Source organism: Streptomyces sp. NBC_01618 (assembly GCF_045209435.1).
Taxonomy (GTDB): domain Bacteria; phylum Actinomycetota; class Actinomycetes; order Streptomycetales; family Streptomycetaceae; genus Streptomyces.
Map to the genome: position 1 here is coordinate 2,922,986 of NZ_CP109297.1, position 19,971 is coordinate 2,942,956.

19 protein-coding genes and 2 tRNA genes are annotated in these 19,971 nt (G+C 68.7%); 7 read left to right on the forward strand and 14 right to left on the reverse strand.

The window, feature by feature from the left end; genetic code table 11:
* Nucleotides 1-23: 23 nt before the first annotated feature.
* On the reverse strand, nucleotides 24-1,994 hold the full coding sequence (locus OH735_RS13740) for a hypothetical protein (RefSeq protein WP_406381771.1): 1,971 nt from the start codon (nucleotides 1,992-1,994) through the stop codon (nucleotides 24-26).
* 204 nt (nucleotides 1,995-2,198) lie between these two features.
* Nucleotides 2,199-3,815: a hypothetical protein gene (locus OH735_RS13745; protein WP_406381773.1), complete on the reverse strand. Its 1,617-nt coding sequence runs from the start codon at nucleotides 3,813-3,815 to the stop codon at nucleotides 2,199-2,201.
* Between the two features lie 404 nt (nucleotides 3,816-4,219).
* Between OH735_RS13745 and OH735_RS13750 the strand changes: the two genes are divergently transcribed.
* Nucleotides 4,220-4,648, forward strand: a complete 429-nt coding sequence (locus OH735_RS13750; RefSeq protein WP_406381774.1) for a hypothetical protein — start codon at nucleotides 4,220-4,222, stop codon at nucleotides 4,646-4,648.
* A 120-nt stretch (nucleotides 4,649-4,768) separates the two neighbouring features.
* On the opposite strand, the gene OH735_RS13755 is transcribed toward OH735_RS13750, so the two are convergent.
* The 4 genes from OH735_RS13755 to OH735_RS13770 form a co-directional block, all read right to left on the reverse strand.
* Nucleotides 4,769-6,550 (reverse strand): DEAD/DEAH box helicase, encoded by a 1,782-nt coding sequence (locus OH735_RS13755; protein ID WP_406381775.1) that lies wholly within the window; start codon nucleotides 6,548-6,550, stop codon nucleotides 4,769-4,771.
* Between the two features lie 151 nt (nucleotides 6,551-6,701).
* Nucleotides 6,702-7,091 carry a type II toxin-antitoxin system death-on-curing family toxin gene (locus OH735_RS13760; protein WP_406381776.1) on the reverse strand — a complete coding sequence of 130 codons (390 nt, stop codon included), beginning with the start codon at nucleotides 7,089-7,091 and terminating at the stop codon, nucleotides 6,702-6,704.
* Nucleotides 7,088-7,288 (reverse strand): ribbon-helix-helix protein, CopG family, encoded by a 201-nt coding sequence (locus tag OH735_RS13765; protein WP_327274949.1) that lies wholly within the window; start codon nucleotides 7,286-7,288, stop codon nucleotides 7,088-7,090. Before OH735_RS13765 ends, OH735_RS13760 begins: the two co-directional genes overlap by 4 nt.
* Before the next feature lie 47 nt (nucleotides 7,289-7,335).
* Nucleotides 7,336-8,823, reverse strand: a complete 1,488-nt coding sequence (locus OH735_RS13770) for an MFS transporter (protein WP_406381778.1) — start codon at nucleotides 8,821-8,823, stop codon at nucleotides 7,336-7,338.
* Between the two features lie 186 nt (nucleotides 8,824-9,009).
* Between OH735_RS13770 and OH735_RS13775 the strand changes: the two genes are divergently transcribed.
* Nucleotides 9,010-9,084: transfer RNA gene (locus OH735_RS13775), tRNA-Cys, on the forward strand.
* 111 nt (nucleotides 9,085-9,195) lie between these two features.
* Here OH735_RS13775 and OH735_RS13780 read toward each other — a convergent pair.
* From OH735_RS13780 to OH735_RS13795, 4 genes are all read right to left on the reverse strand, one after another.
* Nucleotides 9,196-9,711 (reverse strand): DUF1269 domain-containing protein, encoded by a 516-nt coding sequence (locus OH735_RS13780; RefSeq protein WP_406381779.1) that lies wholly within the window; start codon nucleotides 9,709-9,711, stop codon nucleotides 9,196-9,198.
* A 98-nt stretch (nucleotides 9,712-9,809) separates the two neighbouring features.
* Nucleotides 9,810-10,376, reverse strand: a complete 567-nt coding sequence (locus OH735_RS13785) for an AAA family ATPase (protein WP_406381780.1) — start codon at nucleotides 10,374-10,376, stop codon at nucleotides 9,810-9,812.
* Between the two features lie 8 nt (nucleotides 10,377-10,384).
* Nucleotides 10,385-10,633, reverse strand: coding sequence for a DUF397 domain-containing protein (locus tag OH735_RS13790; protein WP_406381781.1), 249 nt, complete (start codon nucleotides 10,631-10,633; stop codon nucleotides 10,385-10,387).
* Entirely contained in the window at nucleotides 10,630-11,406 is a 777-nt protein-coding gene (locus tag OH735_RS13795; protein ID WP_406381783.1) for a Scr1 family TA system antitoxin-like transcriptional regulator, read from the reverse strand. Before OH735_RS13795 ends, OH735_RS13790 begins: the two co-directional genes overlap by 4 nt.
* A 123-nt stretch (nucleotides 11,407-11,529) precedes the next feature.
* On the opposite strand from OH735_RS13795, the gene OH735_RS13800 reads away from it, so the two are divergent.
* Nucleotides 11,530-11,937 (forward strand): hypothetical protein, encoded by a 408-nt coding sequence (locus tag OH735_RS13800; RefSeq protein WP_406381785.1) that lies wholly within the window; start codon nucleotides 11,530-11,532, stop codon nucleotides 11,935-11,937.
* A gap of 524 nt (nucleotides 11,938-12,461) precedes the next feature.
* Here the strand turns inward: OH735_RS13800 and OH735_RS13805 are convergent.
* Nucleotides 12,462-13,001 carry a recombinase family protein gene (locus OH735_RS13805; RefSeq protein ID WP_406381786.1) on the reverse strand — a complete coding sequence of 180 codons (540 nt, stop codon included), beginning with the start codon at nucleotides 12,999-13,001 and terminating at the stop codon, nucleotides 12,462-12,464.
* A gap of 34 nt (nucleotides 13,002-13,035) precedes the next feature.
* Between OH735_RS13805 and OH735_RS13810 the strand changes: the two genes are divergently transcribed.
* From OH735_RS13810 to OH735_RS13825, 4 genes are all read left to right on the forward strand, one after another.
* Nucleotides 13,036-13,953, forward strand: coding sequence for a sigma-70 family RNA polymerase sigma factor (locus OH735_RS13810; RefSeq protein ID WP_406381787.1), 918 nt, complete (start codon nucleotides 13,036-13,038; stop codon nucleotides 13,951-13,953).
* 94 nt (nucleotides 13,954-14,047) lie between these two features.
* Nucleotides 14,048-14,518 carry a carboxymuconolactone decarboxylase family protein gene (locus OH735_RS13815; protein WP_406381788.1) on the forward strand — a complete coding sequence of 157 codons (471 nt, stop codon included), beginning with the start codon at nucleotides 14,048-14,050 and terminating at the stop codon, nucleotides 14,516-14,518.
* 95 nt (nucleotides 14,519-14,613) lie between these two features.
* A complete protein-coding gene (locus OH735_RS13820; RefSeq protein WP_406381789.1) occupies nucleotides 14,614-15,000 on the forward strand; it encodes a DoxX family protein in 387 nt (128 codons plus the stop codon).
* Between the two features lie 900 nt (nucleotides 15,001-15,900).
* Nucleotides 15,901-15,975: transfer RNA gene (locus OH735_RS13825), tRNA-Cys, on the forward strand.
* Between the two features lie 107 nt (nucleotides 15,976-16,082).
* Here the strand turns inward: OH735_RS13825 and OH735_RS13830 are convergent.
* The 3 genes from OH735_RS13830 to mycP form a co-directional block, all read right to left on the reverse strand.
* Entirely contained in the window at nucleotides 16,083-16,748 is a 666-nt protein-coding gene (locus OH735_RS13830; RefSeq protein ID WP_406381790.1) for a hypothetical protein, read from the reverse strand.
* Nucleotides 16,749-16,904: 156 nt separating this feature from the next.
* Entirely contained in the window at nucleotides 16,905-18,263 is a 1,359-nt protein-coding gene (locus tag OH735_RS13835; protein ID WP_406381791.1) for a zinc ribbon domain-containing protein, read from the reverse strand.
* A 274-nt stretch (nucleotides 18,264-18,537) separates the two neighbouring features.
* The gene (gene mycP / locus OH735_RS13840; RefSeq protein ID WP_406381792.1) at nucleotides 18,538-19,908 is read right to left on the reverse strand and encodes a type VII secretion-associated serine protease mycosin; all 1,371 of its coding nucleotides are present in this window, start codon (nucleotides 19,906-19,908) and stop codon (nucleotides 18,538-18,540) included.
* Nucleotides 19,909-19,971: the final 63 nt, after the last annotated feature.

Consider the following 19,971-nt stretch of genomic DNA (forward strand, 5'->3'; position numbering starts at 1 on the left):
CGTACACCAGACGCGAACGGCCGTTAACCCACCGTGAACGACTGCTGCACAATTTTTCCGTTCACGAGCACCTCGCAGGCCCTGATCGCCCTCGTCGCGGGGTCGCGGACGGTGAAGTTCAGGGCGAAGGTGCCGTCGAGTCCGATGACCCGGGTGACGTACGGGTCCGTGGTCTGCTTCCCGTCGGCGGTGCGGCCGGTCACCGACACCGTGGCGACGGGGGCGAAGCCCCGGCCGGTCACCTGGACCACCGTGCCGACGGGCCCCTCGGGCGGTGACAGTGCGAAGGCCGGACCGGCGGGGGCGGTCCCGTCCTGGACGGTGAACGCCGCCGTCTCGGTGCGCGGGTTGACGAGGACCTCCCGGACGCGGATCGCGACGGTGTCGGCGGCGTTGACGGTGAAGGTCTGCGAGAACGCCCCGTCCACCCCGACCACCTTGGTCTTCACCGGGTCCGACGTCTGCGATCCGTCGGCCCGCAGCCCGACGATGGACACGGTGGCCACCTTCGCGAAGCCCTGGCCGAGGACGGTGACGGCGGTGCCCTTCGGGCCTGCGGACGGGGTGAGGACGACGAAGGTCGGGGCGACGGTCAGCGGGGTGAGGGCCTGCGCTCCCCCGGCGGTGACCTGGAGCGCGTACACGGCGCGCGGGGTGGATCCGGCGACGGTGACCGTACCGGCGAGCGTTCCGTCGGCGTTGATCCGGAGCGTGGAGCCGCTGATCCGGGCGCTGTCGCAGGCGCTGCCGTCGGCGGCGCAGAGCGCGGCGGAGGGGGTGGTGCCGATCGGCCAGTCACCGCCGGAAATGGTGATCGTGCCACCGGGTTTGACCTTGGCCGCGCCCGCGGAGAGCGTCGCGGAGGCATCGGTCACGGCGAACGGTGTGGTCAGTACGGTGGCCGGGTCGTTGCCCTCGTCGACCTGGATCGAGGCGATGGCCGGGTCGGAGACGGTGAAGTCGGCGCTGAACGTGCCGTCGGGGGTGCTCTTCACGTAGACGGCGGTGTCGTCGAGCGTCGCCCCGCTCGCGTCCAGGCCGACGGTGTTGATCCAGCGGTCCTGGAAGTAGTTGCTGCCGGTGACCTCGATGACGCTGCCCAGCGGGGCGCCGGAGCGCGAGAGCGCGATGGTCCGCGGGCCGCCAGGGACGTACGCCTTGACGGTCAGGGGTGCGGTCGCCTCCTTCGTACCGTCACCGACCTTCACCAGGTACGAGCCGTCGGGCACCGTGCCCGCGGCGGCCAGCACCGCGCTTCCGGTCAGTTCGCCCGAGCCGCTGATCGCGAGGGTGCCGGAGACGAACTTGCCGGTGTCGCAGCCCCCGCCGTCCGCCGCGCACAGGGACGGTACGGGGGTGGCGCCGGCGGTCCACAGGCTGCCGGACAGGGCGACCGCGGTGGACGGCCGGACGGCGGTGGCGGGCGCGGTCAGGGTGGCGGGCAGGCCCGCGGTGCCCTCGGCGTCCACGGTGCCGATGGAACCACCGCCGCCGACCACGTCGCACGGGGTCTCGTAGGTGGAGCCGAGCACCTTCGTACGCGTCAGATTGCGCACCGGGGTGAACGAGATCGGCCCCTTCGCGTTGGCGGGGATGATGAAGTCCCCTTCGTACGGCGGGATTTCGATGGGCTTCCCGGACGGGATGTCGAGGTTGATCTGGGGTCCGGTGACGGTGACCGTGCCGGTCGCGCCGCCCGACATGGCGAAGTCGATGCTGGGGGTGGTGGGCACGTCGCTCAGGCTGAGTCCGCTGGTGGCGGGCGACGGGCCGAGGGTGACCTTGGCGTGGACCTTGCCGCCCGGGTCGACGACGGCCGGCGAGAGGTCGACGCTCATCTGCTGCGGGCCGGTGGCTTCGCCCTGCCCGGCCGGCAGGGTGCAGTGGACGGTCGGGGTGACGGTGCCGGCCTGGGCGACGGGGGCGAGTGCGACGGCCCCGCCGGTCCAGACGAGCACGGCTCCGGCGGTGAGCGCGACGGCCCGGCGTAACACCGCACCCGGCCTTTGCGTTCTTCTCGATCTCGGCAGCAAGGACATGCGGCTCCTCCGTGATTGCGGGAAATCCCCCGCTACGGGCAGATCTCCGAATTCGACATGGGCGACGCCCGCCTGCTCCTTGCGAAACGGAGCGGGCGGGCGTCTCCGGGTACGTGCCTTCCTTCCTTTCCCTGGCGGCTCTCGGATCCCTGGCGGTTCTCAGAGAAGGGTGAGCGTCAGGGTGGCGCTGTAATCTCCGGGCCGGGTGGTTGTGGGCACCGTCAGTACGAGATCGGCGTCGGCGTCGAACCGGCCGCCGGTGAACGGGCGGGAGCCGTCCGGATTCGTCCGGCAGAGACTCGCCGCCTCGCTCCCGAGCGCGGCGGGCGATCCGGCCACCGGCACGCCCACGCTCCCGTTCTGCGCCGCGCACTTGGGCGTCCACCGGACGGCGCCCGCCGGGATGGTGTCCCCGCCGGCGCTGGTGAATCCGGTGAGGGTGGCGGTCAGGGACCAGCCGCTGTTGACGCCGCGGGCGTCCTCCACCTCGACCCGGTTGAGCCGGGAGCGCTGCACCCCGCTGCCGGTGCCCAGGACCGTCGTACCGAAGTCGACGGTGTCACCGTCCTGGACCATGGACAACGTCCCGGCCCGGACCGAGGTGTTCAGCTTCTGGTCGGCGCTGCCGCCGCCCCCTCCCCCGTCCGTGATGACCGTGAACGGGGTGGTCCGGACGGTGGCGGGGTCGTTGCCCTCGTCGGCCTGGACGGCGACGACGGCATCGGAGATCACGGTGAACTCGACGGCGAACGTGCCGTCCGAGGCGCTCTTGACGTACACCGCGCTGTCGTCGAGCCCGGTGCCCGTCGCGTCGAGGCCGATGACGTTGATCCAGCGGTCCGGGTTGTAGTTCTTTCCGCTGACCGTGATCACGCTGCCGACGGGTCCGCTGCTCCGCGAGAGCGAGATCTCGCGGTCGCCGGCCGCGACGGCCTTGACGGTGAGGGGGGCGGTGGCTTCCTTCGTGCCGTCGTTGACCTTCACCTCGTACGCGCCGTCCGGCACCGCCCCGGCCTCCGCGAGGGTGGCCGTGCCGTGCAGCGTTCCGTAGCTGTCGATGGTGAGGGTGTGGCTCCCGAACTTTAGCGGGTCGCAGCCGCCACCGCCCTTCGCGCAGAGCGAGGGTACGGGGCTACCGCCCGGCGTCCAGCCCGAACCACCCAGCGCGACAGGGGTGTTGGGGCGTACGGGGTCGGCGGGGGCGGTCAGGGTGGCGGGCTCGGAGCCGGCGCCCTCCGCCGTGACGGTGCCGATGGAGCCGCCTGCGTCGACCACGTCGCAGGGCGTCTCGAAGACCGAGCCGAGCACCTTGGTCTGCGTCAGCGTACGGACCGGGGCGAAGGAGATCTCCCCCGAGGCGCTCGCGGGGACCAGGAAGTCGCCCTCGTACGGCGGGAGTTCGATGGGCGTCCCGGACGGGATGTCCATCGTGAACTCGGCGCCCCGCACGGTGACGGTGCCGGTGGCCCCGCCCGACATCGCAAGGTCGAGGCTGGGGATGGTCGGCACGTCCTCCAGCGACAGACCGCTGGTGGCGGGGGACGGGCCCAGCGTGACCTTGGCGTGCACCTTGCCGCCCGGAGCGACGACCGCGGGCGACAGCTCGACGGTCATCTCCTGCGGGCCGGTCGCCTCGCCCTGCCCCGCGGGCAGCGTGCAGTGGACGGTCGGGGTGACCGTGGCAGCGGCCTGCCGCCCGGCCGGCCCGGCCGCCTGGGCGGTGGCCCCGACGCAGCTCAGGGACAGTACGAAGCAGGCAGCGAGCAGACCGGTCACGCCAGGTCTTCGTCGTCGAATCACCAGACACCCCTCCATGGCCCATTGATTTGCGCACATTGAGGAGGTCGCACGCAGAGAAGTCAAGAGAGAATTGACTGATCATTACCCAGGGACTGATCGTTATCCGAAATGGCCGAAAAGCATTTCCGCAAACACTTTCCACGCACCCGTTGACACCTCTTGACATCTCTTGACATCTCTGAAGATCACAGTTTCACTGCACCCGACATGCCGGGCCCGGCACGCAGTTCCGCAAGAAGATCGCACCCGGCGATTTCTTCGAATCCGCGGAATTCAACCGGAAGGAGTTCCTCCCGTCATGCCGATCACTTCCGTAAGGCCGTCGAAAGCGCACCGAAATCCAGGCGACCAAAGCGTCCGGGACCCCGTACAAATTCTCCTTGGAACTTGCGGTGGAGACCCTTCACGACAAGCCGACCGAGAAGAACGCCTGCCTTATCTACAAAGCCGATGGCAAAAACGACTTTCCGCTTCTCGACATCAGCTTTCAGGCGCGGCGGAGCCACCCCGACCTTGCCAAAGAGGCCAAGGCGAGCGACTCGGGCGAAATGTCCTTCCCCCTCAGCCTGTTCGCGTCCGCGCAGGGCGAGAACGGCACCTCGCTCTATTTCGCGTGCCCCACGGAGGGGTCCGACGGAAAGACGCCCTATGTGAGGGCGGAAATGTATTCCGCACGGGGCCAGGTGAACCCCGACGGAAAGGGACGCATGACCGTGCTCAATGCCGTGTCCCGTGCCGTGGCCGAGGCGCTGGGCTGTGCGGCGGAGGCCAAGCTGCCCGCCGAGGTACCGGACGCCCTGGCCGGATGACGGGCCCGGGAGACCGGGGCGGAGCGCAACCGCCCCGGTCTCCCAGTCGGTCCGACCGCCGCTCACGCACGTGGGGTGCTCCTCAGTCGTCGCGGGGCACCCCACGGTCGTGCCGGGGGCTCACCTCATCCGGGTAGCCCACTCCTGGACCTTCTGGATCCGCTGCTGGATCTGCCCGGCCGTCGCCTCCGCGCTCGGTGGCCCGCCGCACACCCGGCGCAGCTCGGTGTGGATCACCCCGTGCGGTTTGCCGCTCTGGTGCGTGTACGCCGACACCATCGTGTTGAGCTGCTTGCGCAGCCCCAGCAGCTGCTTGTGCGTAACAACCGGCCGCGCCTCGGCCGGTTTCTCCAGCAGGTCGGCCTCCCCGGCCGGCTTCTGGCGGCTGTGCGCGATCTGCCGGGTCTGCCGCTTCTGGAGCAGCAGCTGCACCTGGTCGGGTTCCAGCAGCCCCGGAATCCCCAGGTAGTCCTGCTCCTCCGCGCTCCCGGGGTGCGCCTGCATGCCGAATTCGGCACCGTCGTACAGCACCCGGTCGAAGACCGCGTCGGATTCGAGGGCCTCGAAGGGCAACTGGTCCTCGGTCTCCTCGTCCTCCAGGCGTTCCGCGTCGGCGAGGAGCTTGTCCTCCTCCGCGAACGGGTTCTCCTCGTCGCTGCCCTTCTTGGGCTTGTCGAGGACGTGGTCCCGTTCGACCTCCATCTCGTTGGCGAAGTCGAGCAGCATCGGGATGGTCGGTACGAAGACCGAGGCGGTCTCGCCGCGCCTGCGCGAGCGCACGAAACGTCCGACGGCCTGGGCGAAGAAGAGCGGCGTGGAGATGGTGGTGGCGTACACGCCCACGGCGAGGCGTGGCACGTCGACGCCTTCCGACACCATGCGGACGGCGACCATCCAGCGTGATTCGTCCTCGCTGAACTTGTCGATCCTCTTCGACGCGGCCTTCTCGTCGGAGAGGACCACAGTGGCCTTCTCGCCGGTGACCTTCTTCAGGATCTTCGCGTACTCGCGCGCCGATTCCTGGTCGGTGGCGATGACGAGCCCACCCGCGTCCGGGATGCCCTTGCGGACCTCGGTCAGCCGCTTGTCGGCGGCGCTGAGCACATTGGGGATCCAGTCCCCGGTGGGCGACAGGGCGGTGCGCCACGCCTGCCCGATGGCGTCCTTGGTCATCGGCTCGCCGAGCCGGGCCGCGATCTCGTCCCCGGCCTTGGTGCGCCAGCGCATGTTGCCGCTGTAGCTGAGGAAGATCACGGGCCGGACGACGCCGTCGGCGAGCGCGTTGCCGTACCCGTAGGTGTAGTCGGCCGAGGAGCGCCGGATGCCGTCGTTGCCCTCCTCGTACGCGACGAAGGGGATCGGGTTGGTGTCGGACCGGAACGGGGTACCGGTCAGCGCGAGCCGGCGCGTGGCCGGATCGAACGCCTCCTGGCAGGCCTCACCCCAGGACTTCGAGTCACCGGCGTGGTGGATCTCGTCGAGGATCACGAGGGTCTTGCGCTGCTCGCACCGGTTGCGGTGCAGCATCGGGCGGACACCGACACCGGCATACGTGACCGCGACCCCGTGGTACTCCTTGCTCACAGGTCCGGCGCTGTACTCGGGGTCGAGCTTGATCCCTATCCGGGCCGCGGCCTCGGCCCACTGCTTCTTCAGATGCTCGGTCGGCGCGACGACGGTGATCTGCTGCACGACGTGGTGATGCAGCAGCCATGACGCGAGGGTCAGCGCGAAGGTGGTCTTCCCCGCGCCGGGGGTGGCGACCGCGAGGAAGTCGCGCGGCTGCTCCTGGATGTACTTCTCCATGGCGCCCTGCTGCCAGGCTCGCAGCTTGCCGGCCGTGCCCCAGGGGGCGCGGCCGGGAAAGGCGGGTGAGAGGTGGTGGGAGGCGGTAGTAGTCACGGTCTCCGGTTCGGGTCTCTCGGGTACGTGGGGCGCTGTCCGTACGGGCCGGGACGGACTCGTACGCGATACGACAACCGGGCCACCTTACCGGGGGGCGAGGCGTGAACCGCCTCGAACTACGCCGCCCCACACGGAATTGCGATGGCTGTCACACGTCGTCGACGACCAGCTCGCGCAGCCCCTGAGAGATGACTTTCACCTCGTCCATTTCCCCAGTGGCCACCGCGATGACCAGGCGTTCCGCGGCATCGATGTCCGGGCGCAGATCGACCCCGTTCATCGCCAGGAAGGTCACGCAGGACAGCCAGGCCGTGCGTTTGTTGCCATCGAAGAACGGATGGTTGATCGCCAAGGACTGCAGGAGCGCGGCGGCCTTGTCGATCAGGTCCGGGTACGCCTCCTCGCCGAACATGGCTGCGGAGGGACGGTGTGCCGCCGATTCGAGGAGTCCGGCGTCGCGCACGACGACATGCATGTCCGCGCAGGCATGTTCGGCGACGACGAGGATGTCCTCGGACGTCAGGTAGACACAGGTCACTTGAGCCGGTCCATCAGCTCGCTCCACTTGGCCGCCTGCTCCTTGGCCGTCTTGCGGACGATGGCCTGCTGAGCTGTCCTGGCCAGGTAGTCGTCCACAGCCTGCAGCAGTATGGCGTGCATGCTGGTCCCCTCCTGCTCCGCTCGCTGCTTGAGGGCCTCGGTCTGATCGTCACGAAGACGCAGGTTCATAGCCATACCAAAACGGTACCATCGAGTGGGGCCAGAGTGGTACCACACGGTACCTAAGGCTTTGTCCGCACCCGCGCCGCCACCCACGCCCCCACCAGCGCCACCCCCGCCATCGGCAGGAAGACCACCGCGAACGCCCCCGGATGAGACCCCGAGGCCCCCGCCTCCGCCGCCTCGTGCACAGCCCCCACCACGCCTCCGCCGAGCGCCGCGAAGGCCGCCCCGCCCGCGGCCAGCAGCAGCACGTTCGACAGCCCGTCGGCGATCTGGAGCGCTGCGGAGTTGGCACCCGCCTCCTCCGGCGGCGACAGTTTCAGCAGCAGCACGCTCGTCGAAGCGAGCACCATGCCCATGCCGAAGCACCCGAAGGCCCAGGCCACGGCGACGGTCCAGACCGGCACCGAGTCGATCAGCACGGACGGCGCGGCCGCGATCGCCGCGGCGACCAGCACCATGCCGCCCACCATCAACCGCTCCCGGTACGGCTCAAGGCGCGGCCGGGCCTGTACGTACGAACCGAGCGCCCAGGTCCCGCCCCCGGCCGCGAGCGACAGCCCGGCCAGCGTGGGGCTCAGCCCGCGCTGGGTCACCAGCATCAGCGGTACGAACGACTCCGCGGCGATGAACGACCCGGCCGCGACCCCGCGCAGCAGCACCACCGAGGGCAGCCCTCGCGCCGCCCGGCCCGTGCCCGGGGGCAGCAGTCCGCGTACGGCGGGGACGAGCAGCCCGAACCCGACAACCGCCGGAAGCAGCGCGAACCAGTCCCGCTCCTGCCCGGCGTACTGGAGCAGCGCCGCCCCCAGCGAGATCCCGAGCGCAAGACGGATGCGGCGCCGGTCGTACGGCTCGACGGGTGCCGCGGGATCGGCCGGCCCCGAGGCCCGGCGCCGGATCTCGGGCAGCGCGAGCGCCAGCGGGAACACCACGAGGACGGGGATGCCGACGAAGACCCACCGCCATCCCAGGTGCTCGGTCACACTCCCTGCGGCGAGTGGTCCGACGACGGACGGGATCACCCAACTCGCGGCGAACGCGGCCATGATCGACGGCCGCAGATGCTCCGGATAGGCCCGGCTGATCACCACGTACAACGCCACGATCACCAGCCCGCCGCCGAGCCCCTGCACGGCCCGCCCGGCGATGAACATCCACATGCTGCCCGCCGTACCCGACAGCAGCAGCCCGGCCCCGAACGCGCTGATCCCGGCGGCCAGCGGACCCAGCGGCCCGCGCCGGTCCGCCCACTGCCCGGACAGGACCATGGCGAACAGGCTGGTGGTGAAGTACGCGGAGAACGCGAACGCGTAGAGCGGAATGCCGTGCAGCTCACGGGCGGCGACCGGCATCGCGGTCCCCACGGCCGTCGCCTCGAAGGCGATCAGGAACACGACGGAGACGATGCCGACACTGAGCACCCGGTAGTCCCGCCCGAGCACCCCGCCGGACGCGGCACCCGGGACGGGCAACGCCGCATCGGCATTGATCCCAGTATTGATCCCGGTGTCGGCGTCGGCGTCTCTAGGTTCCAGGGCACTCATGAGCCCAAGAGTAAGGGGCAAGATCTTGGATGAACCCTGTCGCGAGGCGGTCCGCCGCTCGTCCGTTGGTCGTAGGACCGCGGAGCCGATCGTGAACGGAACATGGCAGTCGCATTGCGGCCCGGCCCGCGCTCTTGAGCAGCGCGGACACCCGCCCCTACGGTCGAACCACGACGAGGAACACACGGCCGTGTGCCCGAGTGGTTCAGGGGCTCGACTGCAACTCGAGTTACACCGGTTCGAATCCGGTCACGGCCTCCACCCGGGAGCCCGCCCAGCACGCGCCATACGTCTGCACCGGGTCCCCCCATACGAAAGGCGACCACCCTGCGCGCGGCGCGGGCGGTCGCCTTCTCTCGTACGGTCCGGAGATCAGGAGGCGATCGTCGTCTCTTCCTTGAGCGCTTCCTTCACCATCTCCCGCAGGTGTGCCTCGTCCTCCTTGCTGAGCGAGGTCTGCACGAGCTGACCGCCGAACTTGACGATCTCGGGGACGACCCTGTCGCGGACGGACGTCTTGACGAGCACGAAGACGGCGGCGGCGCCAGGCCGGAGATTGGCGCTCAGCTCCTTCATGAACTTGTCGTTGACACCGGTGTCGACGGCGGACCCTCCGGCGGCGCCGGCCGCGGCGCCCACCGCGGCACCGAGGAACGGCACGAGGAAGAGCAGCCCGATGACGCTCCCCCACAGCGCGCCGCCCGCGGCACCGTTACCCACGTGGTTGACGGCCTGATGGAGCTTGATCTTGCCGTCCTTCTCGCGCCGTTCGACGACGACGACGTCCTCCAGCTCGACGAGGTGCTCGCGGTTCATGGACAGCAGCTTGTCCCGGACCTGGTCGGCGGTGGCGAGATCGTCGTAGGCGATGACGAACAGATTGCTCATGCGGCTGACTCCTCCGGTTGGTGCGTTACCGCACCAACCATAGAGGAACGGTTGTTAAATAAGACATTAGGTCCGAACGTATCGGCCCTCCAGCCGCTTCAGCTCTCCGCCGCTCCCACCACCCGCGCCCGGCCGAGCTCCGCGAGGACCGCGTCGACCGTCTGCTCCACGCTCTGCCCGGTCGTGTCCAGCCAGAGACCAATCCGCGGCGTCTCCTCCCGCAGCACCCGGTCCAAGGCCTCGACCGTCCACCCGGCCCCGTAACCGCTCTTGCCCCGCCCGGCCTCCCGCTCGGCAACGGCATGCGGCTTCGGGGCGAGCACGACGACGTACAGCGGCCGGGTCCGTACGAGTTCGACGTACGCGGCCAACTCCTCCCCCAGCACCACGTCCTGCACCACGACGGTCCAGCCATCGCCCGCGTACGCATCGGCCGTCATCGCGGACAGCCGGTACCGGAGCCGGAGTTGGGCGACAGCCTCCTCGTACGCTCCTGGCACCATCTCGGCTCGCCCGGACACCACCATCCGCCGGAAGACGTCCCCACGCACGTGAACGGCCTTCGGCAGCCGCTCGGCGAGGGCCTGGGCGACGGTGGACTTCCCGGACGCCATCACACCAGTGATGAGGACGACCGCGGGGCCGGGATCAGCAGCTCGCAACACGTTCGCGATCAGCCCGCGACGGCGCCGGCCAGGAAGGCGGCCCAGGCGGCGGGGGCGACGGCGAAGGTGGGGCCGTCGGTGACCTTGGAGTCGCGGACGTGGACGGTGTGGGGGCAGGCGGCGACCTCGACGCAGGCTCCCCCCTCGTTGTTGCTGTAGCTGGACTTGCGCCAGTCGTAGGCGACTTCGACGCAGGCTTCACCCTCGTTGTTGCTGTAGCTGGACTTGAACCAGGAGAGCTCGGGCCCGGTGGTCACAGTTGCCTCGCCTTCGTTTCGATGATCTCCGCCGACTTCCAGGGATTGAGCGCCTGGGCCCGCAGGATGCCGAAGAGGTCGAACATGTCACCCACCTGCTCCGGCCTGGCGATCAACCTATCGCCGCCCTGGCTCTCCGCGAACACCAGATTGCGCCCTTCCGCCGTACACATCAACTGCATCGGCCCGTTCAATCCCGCATGCGTGTGCTGATCCGACGGCATCACCTGCACGGTGAGATGGTTCATCCGCCGCATGCACTCCAGCAGATGCAACAGCTGCTCCTTCAACACCTCGGCGCCGCCGAGCGTCCGCTCCAGGATCGACTCCTCGATGACGAACCCGACGTACGGCGGCGGCGTGCGCATCAGCACCGCCTGCCGTTCCAGCCGCGCCTCGACGTGCCGGACGATCTCGTCCTCGGTGTACGCGGGTTTGCGCGCCCGGTACAGGGCGTACACGTACGCCTCCGTCTGGAGCAGCCCCGGAATCAGCATCGTCTCGTACGCGCTGATGACCCGCGCCTGCCGCTCCAGCCGCGCCCAGTCCAGGAACTTCGCCGGGTACTTCTCCTCGTCGATCAGCTCGACGCACGCCTTCAGCGCACCGCCCGCGACGAAGACCCGGTCCGCGTCGGCCAGCAGCTCCAGCGACGGAATGCGCTCCGCCCGCTCGACCGCCCCCATCAGCGACTCCGAGATCAACAGCTGGTCCGCCGCGTCCTTCTGCGTGAGCCCGGCCCGCACCCGATGGATACGAATCAGGTCTCCCACAAGCCTCCGCACCTGCGATCGCGCACTACTTGTCCCCACAGCCACCACCACCCTCTCCACATCCCGTCGATGTGGACCGCGTCCTCCTGGTCACGCTACGCAGCCATCGGAATGCTTGTGGTCATGACGAGCAAGAAACGCCCCGAATGGGTACCCGCCGCCGGGCACCAACTCCACCTGACCGGCATCCACTTCGACGCCATCCGACTGCGGGGCGTACGGGGAGAGGCGGTGCTGCAGCACCTCGGAACGCTCACGGAAGGCGAACCGGGCCCGGTCGTACGGGAGGTCGCGGGCGGCCGGTGGACGTACTTCCTGGTCCCGCCCGGTTCGAGCAAGGAGTACGACTGGCCGCCGGGGGCCAGGTGCTTCGGGCCGGCTACCTGTGACCAGTACGTGGGAATCCCCGCACCGGACGGCAACACGTACCCGCTGAGCTGGCGGTGCGGGGCGCCGAAGGAAGGGGAGTTCGTGGACGTGGAGCTGCTGTACGGGCTGGTGATGGCGCAACTGGCCCCGGAGGAGGGGTGAGGCCGGAACGGGTAGGACCATCGACAGATCACACCCTCGTCTCGGTTGACTTCGACGCACACGGACCCGTCGAGGACCGCGTTCCGCCTGAGTGCAGATACTCAGACGCCCTGTGTCCCGTACGGATCGGTCATCTGCGCAAGAGGCAATATCGCTCTCCTCGATCAGCTCGACACCGGGCACCCGGCACCCGGCATCCAGAACATCGCGATCGCACATTTATTTCCGCTGAGTGGCATACGCATGAGAGACGGGGAGGGCCACGCATGGCGTGGGAGGAGTGGGAGCAGCTCAAGACCGCGGCGGTCGAACGGCAGAGCACGCACACGAGACTGAACCAGGTGCCTGTCGACCCCAGTGGCGGTGACACAGGCACGCTGGTGTCGAACAAGTCGGCCTGGTCCAGGGCCGGTCAGGGTGTCGGCTCGTTGCGCAACGACATCGGCAAGGGGGTGTCGCCTGTTCGCATCCGATGCAATTGGCGTCGGTAGGACCAACGGAACAGCCAGTATCGGTGAGATTGATCATGGTCTCCGAGCTGGCCCGGATAGGCTGGCCGACTCCTTCGCGCTTCCCTGTCCCGGTAGGCCCCCGGCGGCCTGGAGGGCGGCGAAGTCGGTGTGCGCCGCGGTCACGGCTTCGGGGTACGCGGCTCGCTTCTCGTGTTCGGCCAGGGCCCGGTAGACGCTGGACAGGCTCGGGTTCTGCCCCTTGCGCTTGCCGGTGGGGATGATGAGGTCGGGCTGGATCTGCTCGACGGTTTCGCCGCCCGTACGGCGGCGGAGCACGGTGTGCAGCATGTCGTTGTTGGTGATGACGGGGGGCCGGCCGCCGTGCTTGCCCTTGCGGGCCGCGGTGTCGAGCCCTTCCAGAGTCGATTCCCGAATGTTCTCGCGCTCGGTCTCCGCCATCGCGGCGAAGAACGCGAACAGGAGGCGGCCGTGTCCGGTGGGATCGTAGATCCCGGCGAGGGGACCGGCGAGCATCTCCAGGACCAGGCCGTGGGCTGCGAGGTGGTCGGCGAGCGCGGTCAGCTCGGCTGCGTCGCGGCCGAGCCGCTTCATCTCGAACGGTTACCTCGGCACCTTCGGGCCCGTCATGACCATGACGGAATTCGCGCAGGAGGGCAACGACATGACCGGATCAGGTCCGCACGAAGCACTGGCGGGAGCCTTCGAACAGCAGCGCGAGCGCCTGGTGGCGGTCGCCTACCGGATGCTCGGGTCGCGGGTGGACGCCGAGGACGCGGTGCAGGAGGCGTGGATCCGGCTGGCGCGACAGGACGCGGCCGCGATCGACAACCTGGCCGGCTGGCTGACCACCGTGGTCGGCCGGGTCTGCATCGACGTGCTGCGCTCGCGCAAGACCCGGGCCGAGCTGTCGTACGACGACCGGCTGCCCGAGCTGGTGGTGACCGTGGACGGCGGGGCGGCACCCGAGGACGACGCGATGCTCGCCGAATCGGTCGGGCTGGCACTGCTGGTGGTGCTCGACACCCTCACGCCCACCGAGCGGCTGGCGTTCGTACTGCATGACATGTTCGCGGTGCCCTTCGCCGAGATCGGCGAGATCATCGGGCGGTCCACCGACGCGACCAAGATGCTCGCCAGCCGGGCCCGCCGCAAGGTGCAGGGCACATCGCTGCCGGAGCAGGAGCCGCGGCAGCAGCGGGCAGTGGTCGACGCATTTCTTGCCGCGGCGCGGAACGGGGACTTCGAAGGGCTCGTACGACTGCTCGATCCGAAGGTGACCTGGCGCACGTACCACCCGCAGGGCGTGATGACCACGGTCGGGGCAGCCGAGGTGGCCGAACCGGTCCTGCGCGGTGCCCGGTCGATGACCTCGGTGCTCTCGGTCCTGGTCAACGGCAAGCCCGGGTTCGTGGCCTGGGGTGCGAACGGCAAGGTGCTCGGCGTGGTGGCGTGCACCGTGGTCGACGGCCGGATCGTCGAGCTCCTGACCGTGAGCGACCGCAAGCGCCTCGACACCATGGGGCTGCCCGAGCGACCCGAGTAGAACACGTCGAGCGCATGGGGTTGTTGGGGTTGTTACGTCTTGGCGGAGTGCTTCGTCGTAGTGGTGAAAGCAGCCGAAGACGAAGGAGACCGAGATGGAAACCCGGATCAACCCCATGCGCAACGAGGTCGGGTCGAAGTGGGCCAGGCACATCATCTCGTCGAACAAGGCCATCACCGACTCGGCGCTGCCGAAGGCGGTGCAGGAGCTGGTGAAGATCCGCGCCAGCCAGATCAACGGCTGCGGCGGCTGCCTCGACATGCACACCAAGGACGCCGCGGCCGCCGGCGAGAGCGCGGTGCGGATCAACTTGGTCGGGGCATGGCGGGAGACGACCGTCTACACCGAGGCGGAGCGGGCGGCGCTGGAACTCACCGAGCAGGGCACCCGCCTCGCCGACTCCAGCGGCGTCACCGATGAGGCGTGGGCGAACGCGGCGAAGCACTACGACGAGGACCAGCTCATGGCCCTGGTGGCCCTGATCTGCGTGATCAACGCCTTCAACCGGCTGAACGTGATCACCCGGACGCCCGGCGGCGAGTACCAGCCCGGTCAGTTCGGCTGACGCGGCCATTCCCCCTCAAGCTCTCAGGCGGACCCGGAACGACCCCGGGTCCGCCCGCGGCCGCCACCCCAGACATTGAACCGAGGACAGGACTCATGAACACCGCACTGTGGATCGTCACCGGACTACTGACCGCCGTCTACCTGTTCTCCGGCTTCGGGAAGCTGTTCGTCCCACGGGAGAAGATGGCCGCGATGGCCGACGCCGCGCGCTGGGTCCTCGACTTCAAGCCCGGCACCCTCAAGGCCATCGGAGCACTCGAGATCCTCGGTGCCGTGGGCCTGACCCTGCCCGCCCTGCTCGGCATCGCGCCGATACTCGTACCACTGGCGGCCAGTGGCCTGGCACTGATCATGACCGGCGCCATGATCCTGCGGATGCGCCGTGGCGAGCCCAAAGCCGCGCTGGGAGACGGGGTCTACCTTGCCCTGACCGCCTTCGTGGCGATCGGCCGCTTCGCCCTGGAACCCTTCACCGGCTGACCGGCCCGTCACCCGGGCGGGATGCGGGCCGCGATCCGCTCCTGCGCGTGGGCGCACTCACCGAAGGGCAGCGACAGGACAAGGCGTGCTCGAGCTCATCGACGAACGATCTCCACACGGCGTCCCACCAGCCGACAACAGCGACCGGGCGGCGTCCGGCCCTTCCCGCGCCTCGGTGCTGGCCATCGGGTCCAGCTTCTCCACCCGACGCGCCAGCGCGCCACGCGACGGCACCTGCAGAACCCTGGCCCGGCACACCCGGGCGATCTCCCGGTGCACGACCGCTAGCGAGCGCCGCTGCCTGGTCAGATATCGCCGGAGCCAGATCATCCAGACCAGCACAGAACCGTGCCACGTCCGCCTTCAGGAAACCGATCGTCGGGTCATCGCTCGCCCCCACACCCTGACGGCCCGAATCATGGCCTGTCAAAACTTCTGACAGCAACACCGGTTTCCTGGTCCGTTCCTACTCGGACCCCAACTTCGTGGACGTGGAGCTGCTGTACGGGCTGGTGATGGCGCAACTGGCCCCGGAGGAGGGGGGAGGCGGGCGCGGGTAGGAAAGGTGATCGTCAGCTGCCGGTCCTTCCGCGGAATGCGTCCATGGTCATGGTTCGGCGGCGCTCAGCACATTGGGGATCCGGTTCCCGGTGGGCGACAGGGCGGTGCGCCAGGCCTGCCCACGCGGTTCCAGGGCACTCATGACGACAGAGACCCTGTCGGCGGGGGTAGTCCGGACCGGCCCTTGGCCGTAGGACCGCCGGCCCCGAGGGGCGCGCGGTCACGGTTCGGCCCCGCGGCCGTTCTTGAACGCCGTACGGCGGTCGTGTTGCGGGCCGCGGGAGCCCCTTGAGAGCGGTCGTCGCGGGCCCGTACCTTCCGGCGCGAGGAAGAACACCTGACCGTGTGCCCGAGAGGCTCAGGGGCTCGACTGCAACTCGAGTTCCACCGGGTCGAGTCCGGTCACGGTCTCCAGCGGTTCCGGCCGGTCCCAGCGGTTCCGGCCGGTCGGGCGGAAGCCCGAAGCGGAAACGGCCGCCCCACCGTGCGGGGGCGGCCGTTTCGCTGTGCCGGGGGCCGGTTCACACCGGGTCCAGGGAAGGCTTCGCCTTCAACCCTCCGTCGTTCTCGCAGCCCAGTTCCTTCGCCATGGCCAGGGCGAAGGAGTGGGCGACGGTCGCATAGGCGTCCTTCAGTGCCTCGGGGTCGCCCTCGGGTTCCGTGGGCATGCCCCCACGCTCGACGCCGATGTCGATATGGGCCGGGCCGGAACCTGGCACCTTTCCGCTGCGGCAGGCGAACCGGAGGAACGCGCCGTCCGGCGCGGCCAGCGCCCGCTCCCCCATGTCCAGCACGCTGAACTTCGCCGCCGGATCATCCACGGGTGCGCTGCTGGACAGCTGCCAGGTGATACGGAGCTCGTCCCGAGCCGTGTACACGCGGCAGACCTCCCCGTCACCGGTGGCGGAGGACGTGAACCCCTCAGTCAGCTCCTTCGCGGCATGGGCGACCGTGGATGTCTCACCCGACGCCTCGAACCGCGAGGAACCGGTGATCGTCTTCAGCGCCTCGGCCGCGCCGGGGGACACGGCGGAACCACCGCAGAGAGCGCCGGCTGCCACCGTCACGTCCGGCTCCTTCACGGCCCCGTCGCCCCCTCCCGAGCAGCCTGCGGCCCCGAGGAGCAGGGAGCCGGTCAGGGTCGCCCCGAGGAGGCCCGTACGCCGGGTCCTACGACTGATCACCATCTGCCTCATTCTGTATTCATCGGCCCTCCCGGTCATCGGCCCTCCCACCGGGCTCAGCCGGTCTCCGGGGCGTTGCCCTGCTGGTTCTCGCGGTCGTTGCCCGTCGCGTAGCCGATCCTCGTGACTCCTCCACCCCGTGAACGGGGTGGCTTCTCGCTATGCCTGGTTGGCGTTGCGACGGACCAGCCTGGCCCGTAGAACGTTGAGTGCCCCAACCTTGTCGGCATGCGTTTGGTGGCCGCAGCTGACGCAGTGGAACTTCTCCTGTGTGGGCCGGCTCTCCTTCGCGGTGTGCCCGCATTCGGGGCAGGTCCGGGAGGTGTTGCGGGGGTCCACGGCGATCACTTCCCGTCCGGCGCTCTCAGCCTTGGCGTGCAGGATCGTCAGGAACACCCCCCATCCGGCATCGGCAATGCAACGGTTGAGCCCGGCCTTCGCCGCTGCCCCGTTGGCACCGAATTCGACCCACCCCGCCCGCTTGGCCACCGCCTTCTCGTAGTCCTCGTGGGTCTTGAGGTTCGTGACCTCGACCTGGTCGGCCCGGGACTGATCGAGCATGCCCTGCACCTCGGAACCCGTGTGCACGGTCGCCCTGGCCGCGCCGGTGTCGATCTTCCCGTCGGCGCCCACCTGGCCTTCCAGCACGCTGCGGGTGTAGACCTGCTCCGCCGCCGACACTGTCGCGTAGGCGTCCAGGTGCTGGCCCAGGGTGCTGAGGAAGCCCCGGACGACGCTCCGGCCGTTCTTGTCCTGGGTGTCCGCGAAGTCGAGGTGGCCGTCCGGGTTCTTGCCCGGCGCGAAGGGGCTGTTCGCGTCGTTCTTCTCCAGCGCCCAGTTGATGTCGTCGATGTAGCCGGCGCCCATGGTGCCCAGGCTGTCGGCCATCGCCTCGTGCTCCTTGAGCAGGCCGGCGTCCGCTCCGTACTTCTCCATGACCTGCTGCATGACCGCGGCGTTGTCCGCGTCCCGCACCACGCCCGCGTCCGGGTCCCCGGCCGGGTAGCCGAGGGTCGCGGCCTCCAGGGCGTGACCCAAGGCGTCGGGCATCTGGTCGGTCGATGCCTTGAGCTCGTTCTGGTCGAGGGAGTTGACGTCCGGGAAGGACTCCCACTTCTCGTTCCCGAAGAAGTCGAGGTAGTTGTCGATCCCCTTGCCGAGGTCGGCCTTGGCACCGTGGTTGACCGTGCCGTCCTCGTTGTACGCGGTCGGCTCGTCGGTGAAGAACTTCTTCGCCGCCTCCGGGCTGTTGCCGAGCGCCTCCAGCATGGCGGTGGCCGGGTCGTAGCCCGCCCCGTTCACACCGGATGGGTTGAACGGGTTCTTGAACGGGCTGTTCACCACCTTGTTGTCGGCGAACATGTACGGGTCCTTCTGGTGCAGCTGCGCCACGTGCTCGGCGATCGGGTTGAGGAACTTTGCGTCGTAGCTCCCGTACCGCATGATCCCGCCGAGCAGCTGGTAGCCGAACGGCCCGTTGTAGTCGTGCTTCGCGAGCGGGATGCGTTCCGTGCCCATCTTGCGCAGCTCGGGCCCCCACTTCTCGGTGAACTCCTTGTCGTGGGAGGACGCGCACCGCGCCGGTGGTCGAGGCTGCGACCTGTGCGATCGTGCCCTCTTCGGGGTGGCGGGCGACGACGGCGGGGGTGCCCTCACGCGTCGGCACGTGGCGCACGCTCCATCCCGCGCTCCGGAAGTACGTCTGCGCGCGTGCCAGGGTCCGTACCGTCTCGTCCTCCGGCAGGACCTCGGTCGACCAGGTGTGATGGACCGAGGTCCCGGACTCCTGTACCTATGCGCAGGGCGAGTTGGAGCCGGGAGGAGCGGTCGGAGGGGGTGCATAGGCCGGGTGCGTGGGCTGCTGGTGAGGCTGGGATTGCCGGTACGGGTCGGGGTGCGGAGGCTGGTGCGGGTATGCGGGCGGTGCGGCTGCGGCGGCGGATTTACGGCGGCGGGAGCGGATGGCCACAACGACCACTGCGGCGCCGATGAGCGCGGCTGTGCCGATGCCCAGGCCGGTCCAGAGGGCGGTATGGCCGCTGTCGTCGTCAGTGTCCGGGTCTGCGACAGCCGACTTGTCGCTCTCCTCGGAACTACCCGTGGTCTTGGTCGGCTCGGCGGACTCGGCGGCGGCAAGGTCGGGCAGCGGGTACACCTCGGCCGGGCCGGGGTCGCCTGGGGTTTTCAGGGCGATGCGGGGGCGGACAGCGCCGTAGCCGACGTAGTCATTGCGCTCGGCACCACTGGTTGGGCGACTGGCCGTGTTGAGTAGGACCCGCAGTACCTGGTTGTTGGTCCAATCAGGGTGCTTGGACCAGATCAAGGCTGCGGAGGCGGAGGCGAGAGCGGTGGCGTCGCTGGTCCCATGCGATTCACAAAACCCTGTTGCCTCACCACAGGCATGAATCATTTTCTCGCCAGGTGCAGTGAGATCCACCTGCGGTCCGAACTGAGATTCCTCTGTCTTTTGGAAGTCTTGACCAATGGCACTCACACCGACTACACCAGGTGTACCAGCCGGGTATTCGAGTAGGTTTGCACCGTCACCACTGTTCCCAGCGGCCGCAAAAATAAGCACCCCCTCATCGAGGGCATATTTGACGGCATCATTTAGCTGCTGCGAGCCCGTCGTCACTCCCAAGGAAATATTGACAACCTTGGCATCGTGATCAACTGCATACCTAATCGCCTTCGGGATGTTCTCATGGAATCGCCTTTCGGCGGCAGCCTGATTCGCGGCCTTGGTGGCCTTCGGCATCCGAATCGGAAGAATCTTCACTCCGGGCGCCAAGCCGAAAGCCCCATTCCCTCCTTTCGCTTTACCTGTTCCAGCGATGAGGCCAGCCATCCCCGTCCCGTGGCCGCTGTAATCCTCAAGCTCGTTTCCGGGAACATTGTGCTCCAGATTCAGTCCCCTGAGTACGCGCCCGCCAAGATCAGGGTTCGTTGCATCCACACCAGAGTCGATGACAGCGACGGTAACCCCTTCACCGGTACTCGTCCTCCACATCTCCTCGGCTTTCATCGCATCGAGATGCCACTGCTCGGAGCGGGCCGAGTCCGAATGCGCGGGCGTCGCATTTCCCCCAACCAGCAATAGTCCCAGTACGGCAGGGACCATGAATCGATGGGTGACTCCCATATTGCTACTGCTGGTACGCATCCGATTCCTTTGCCGTTTCCTTAAGTTCAATCGATGACAGGTGGCACGACCCGTCGGTGGCCC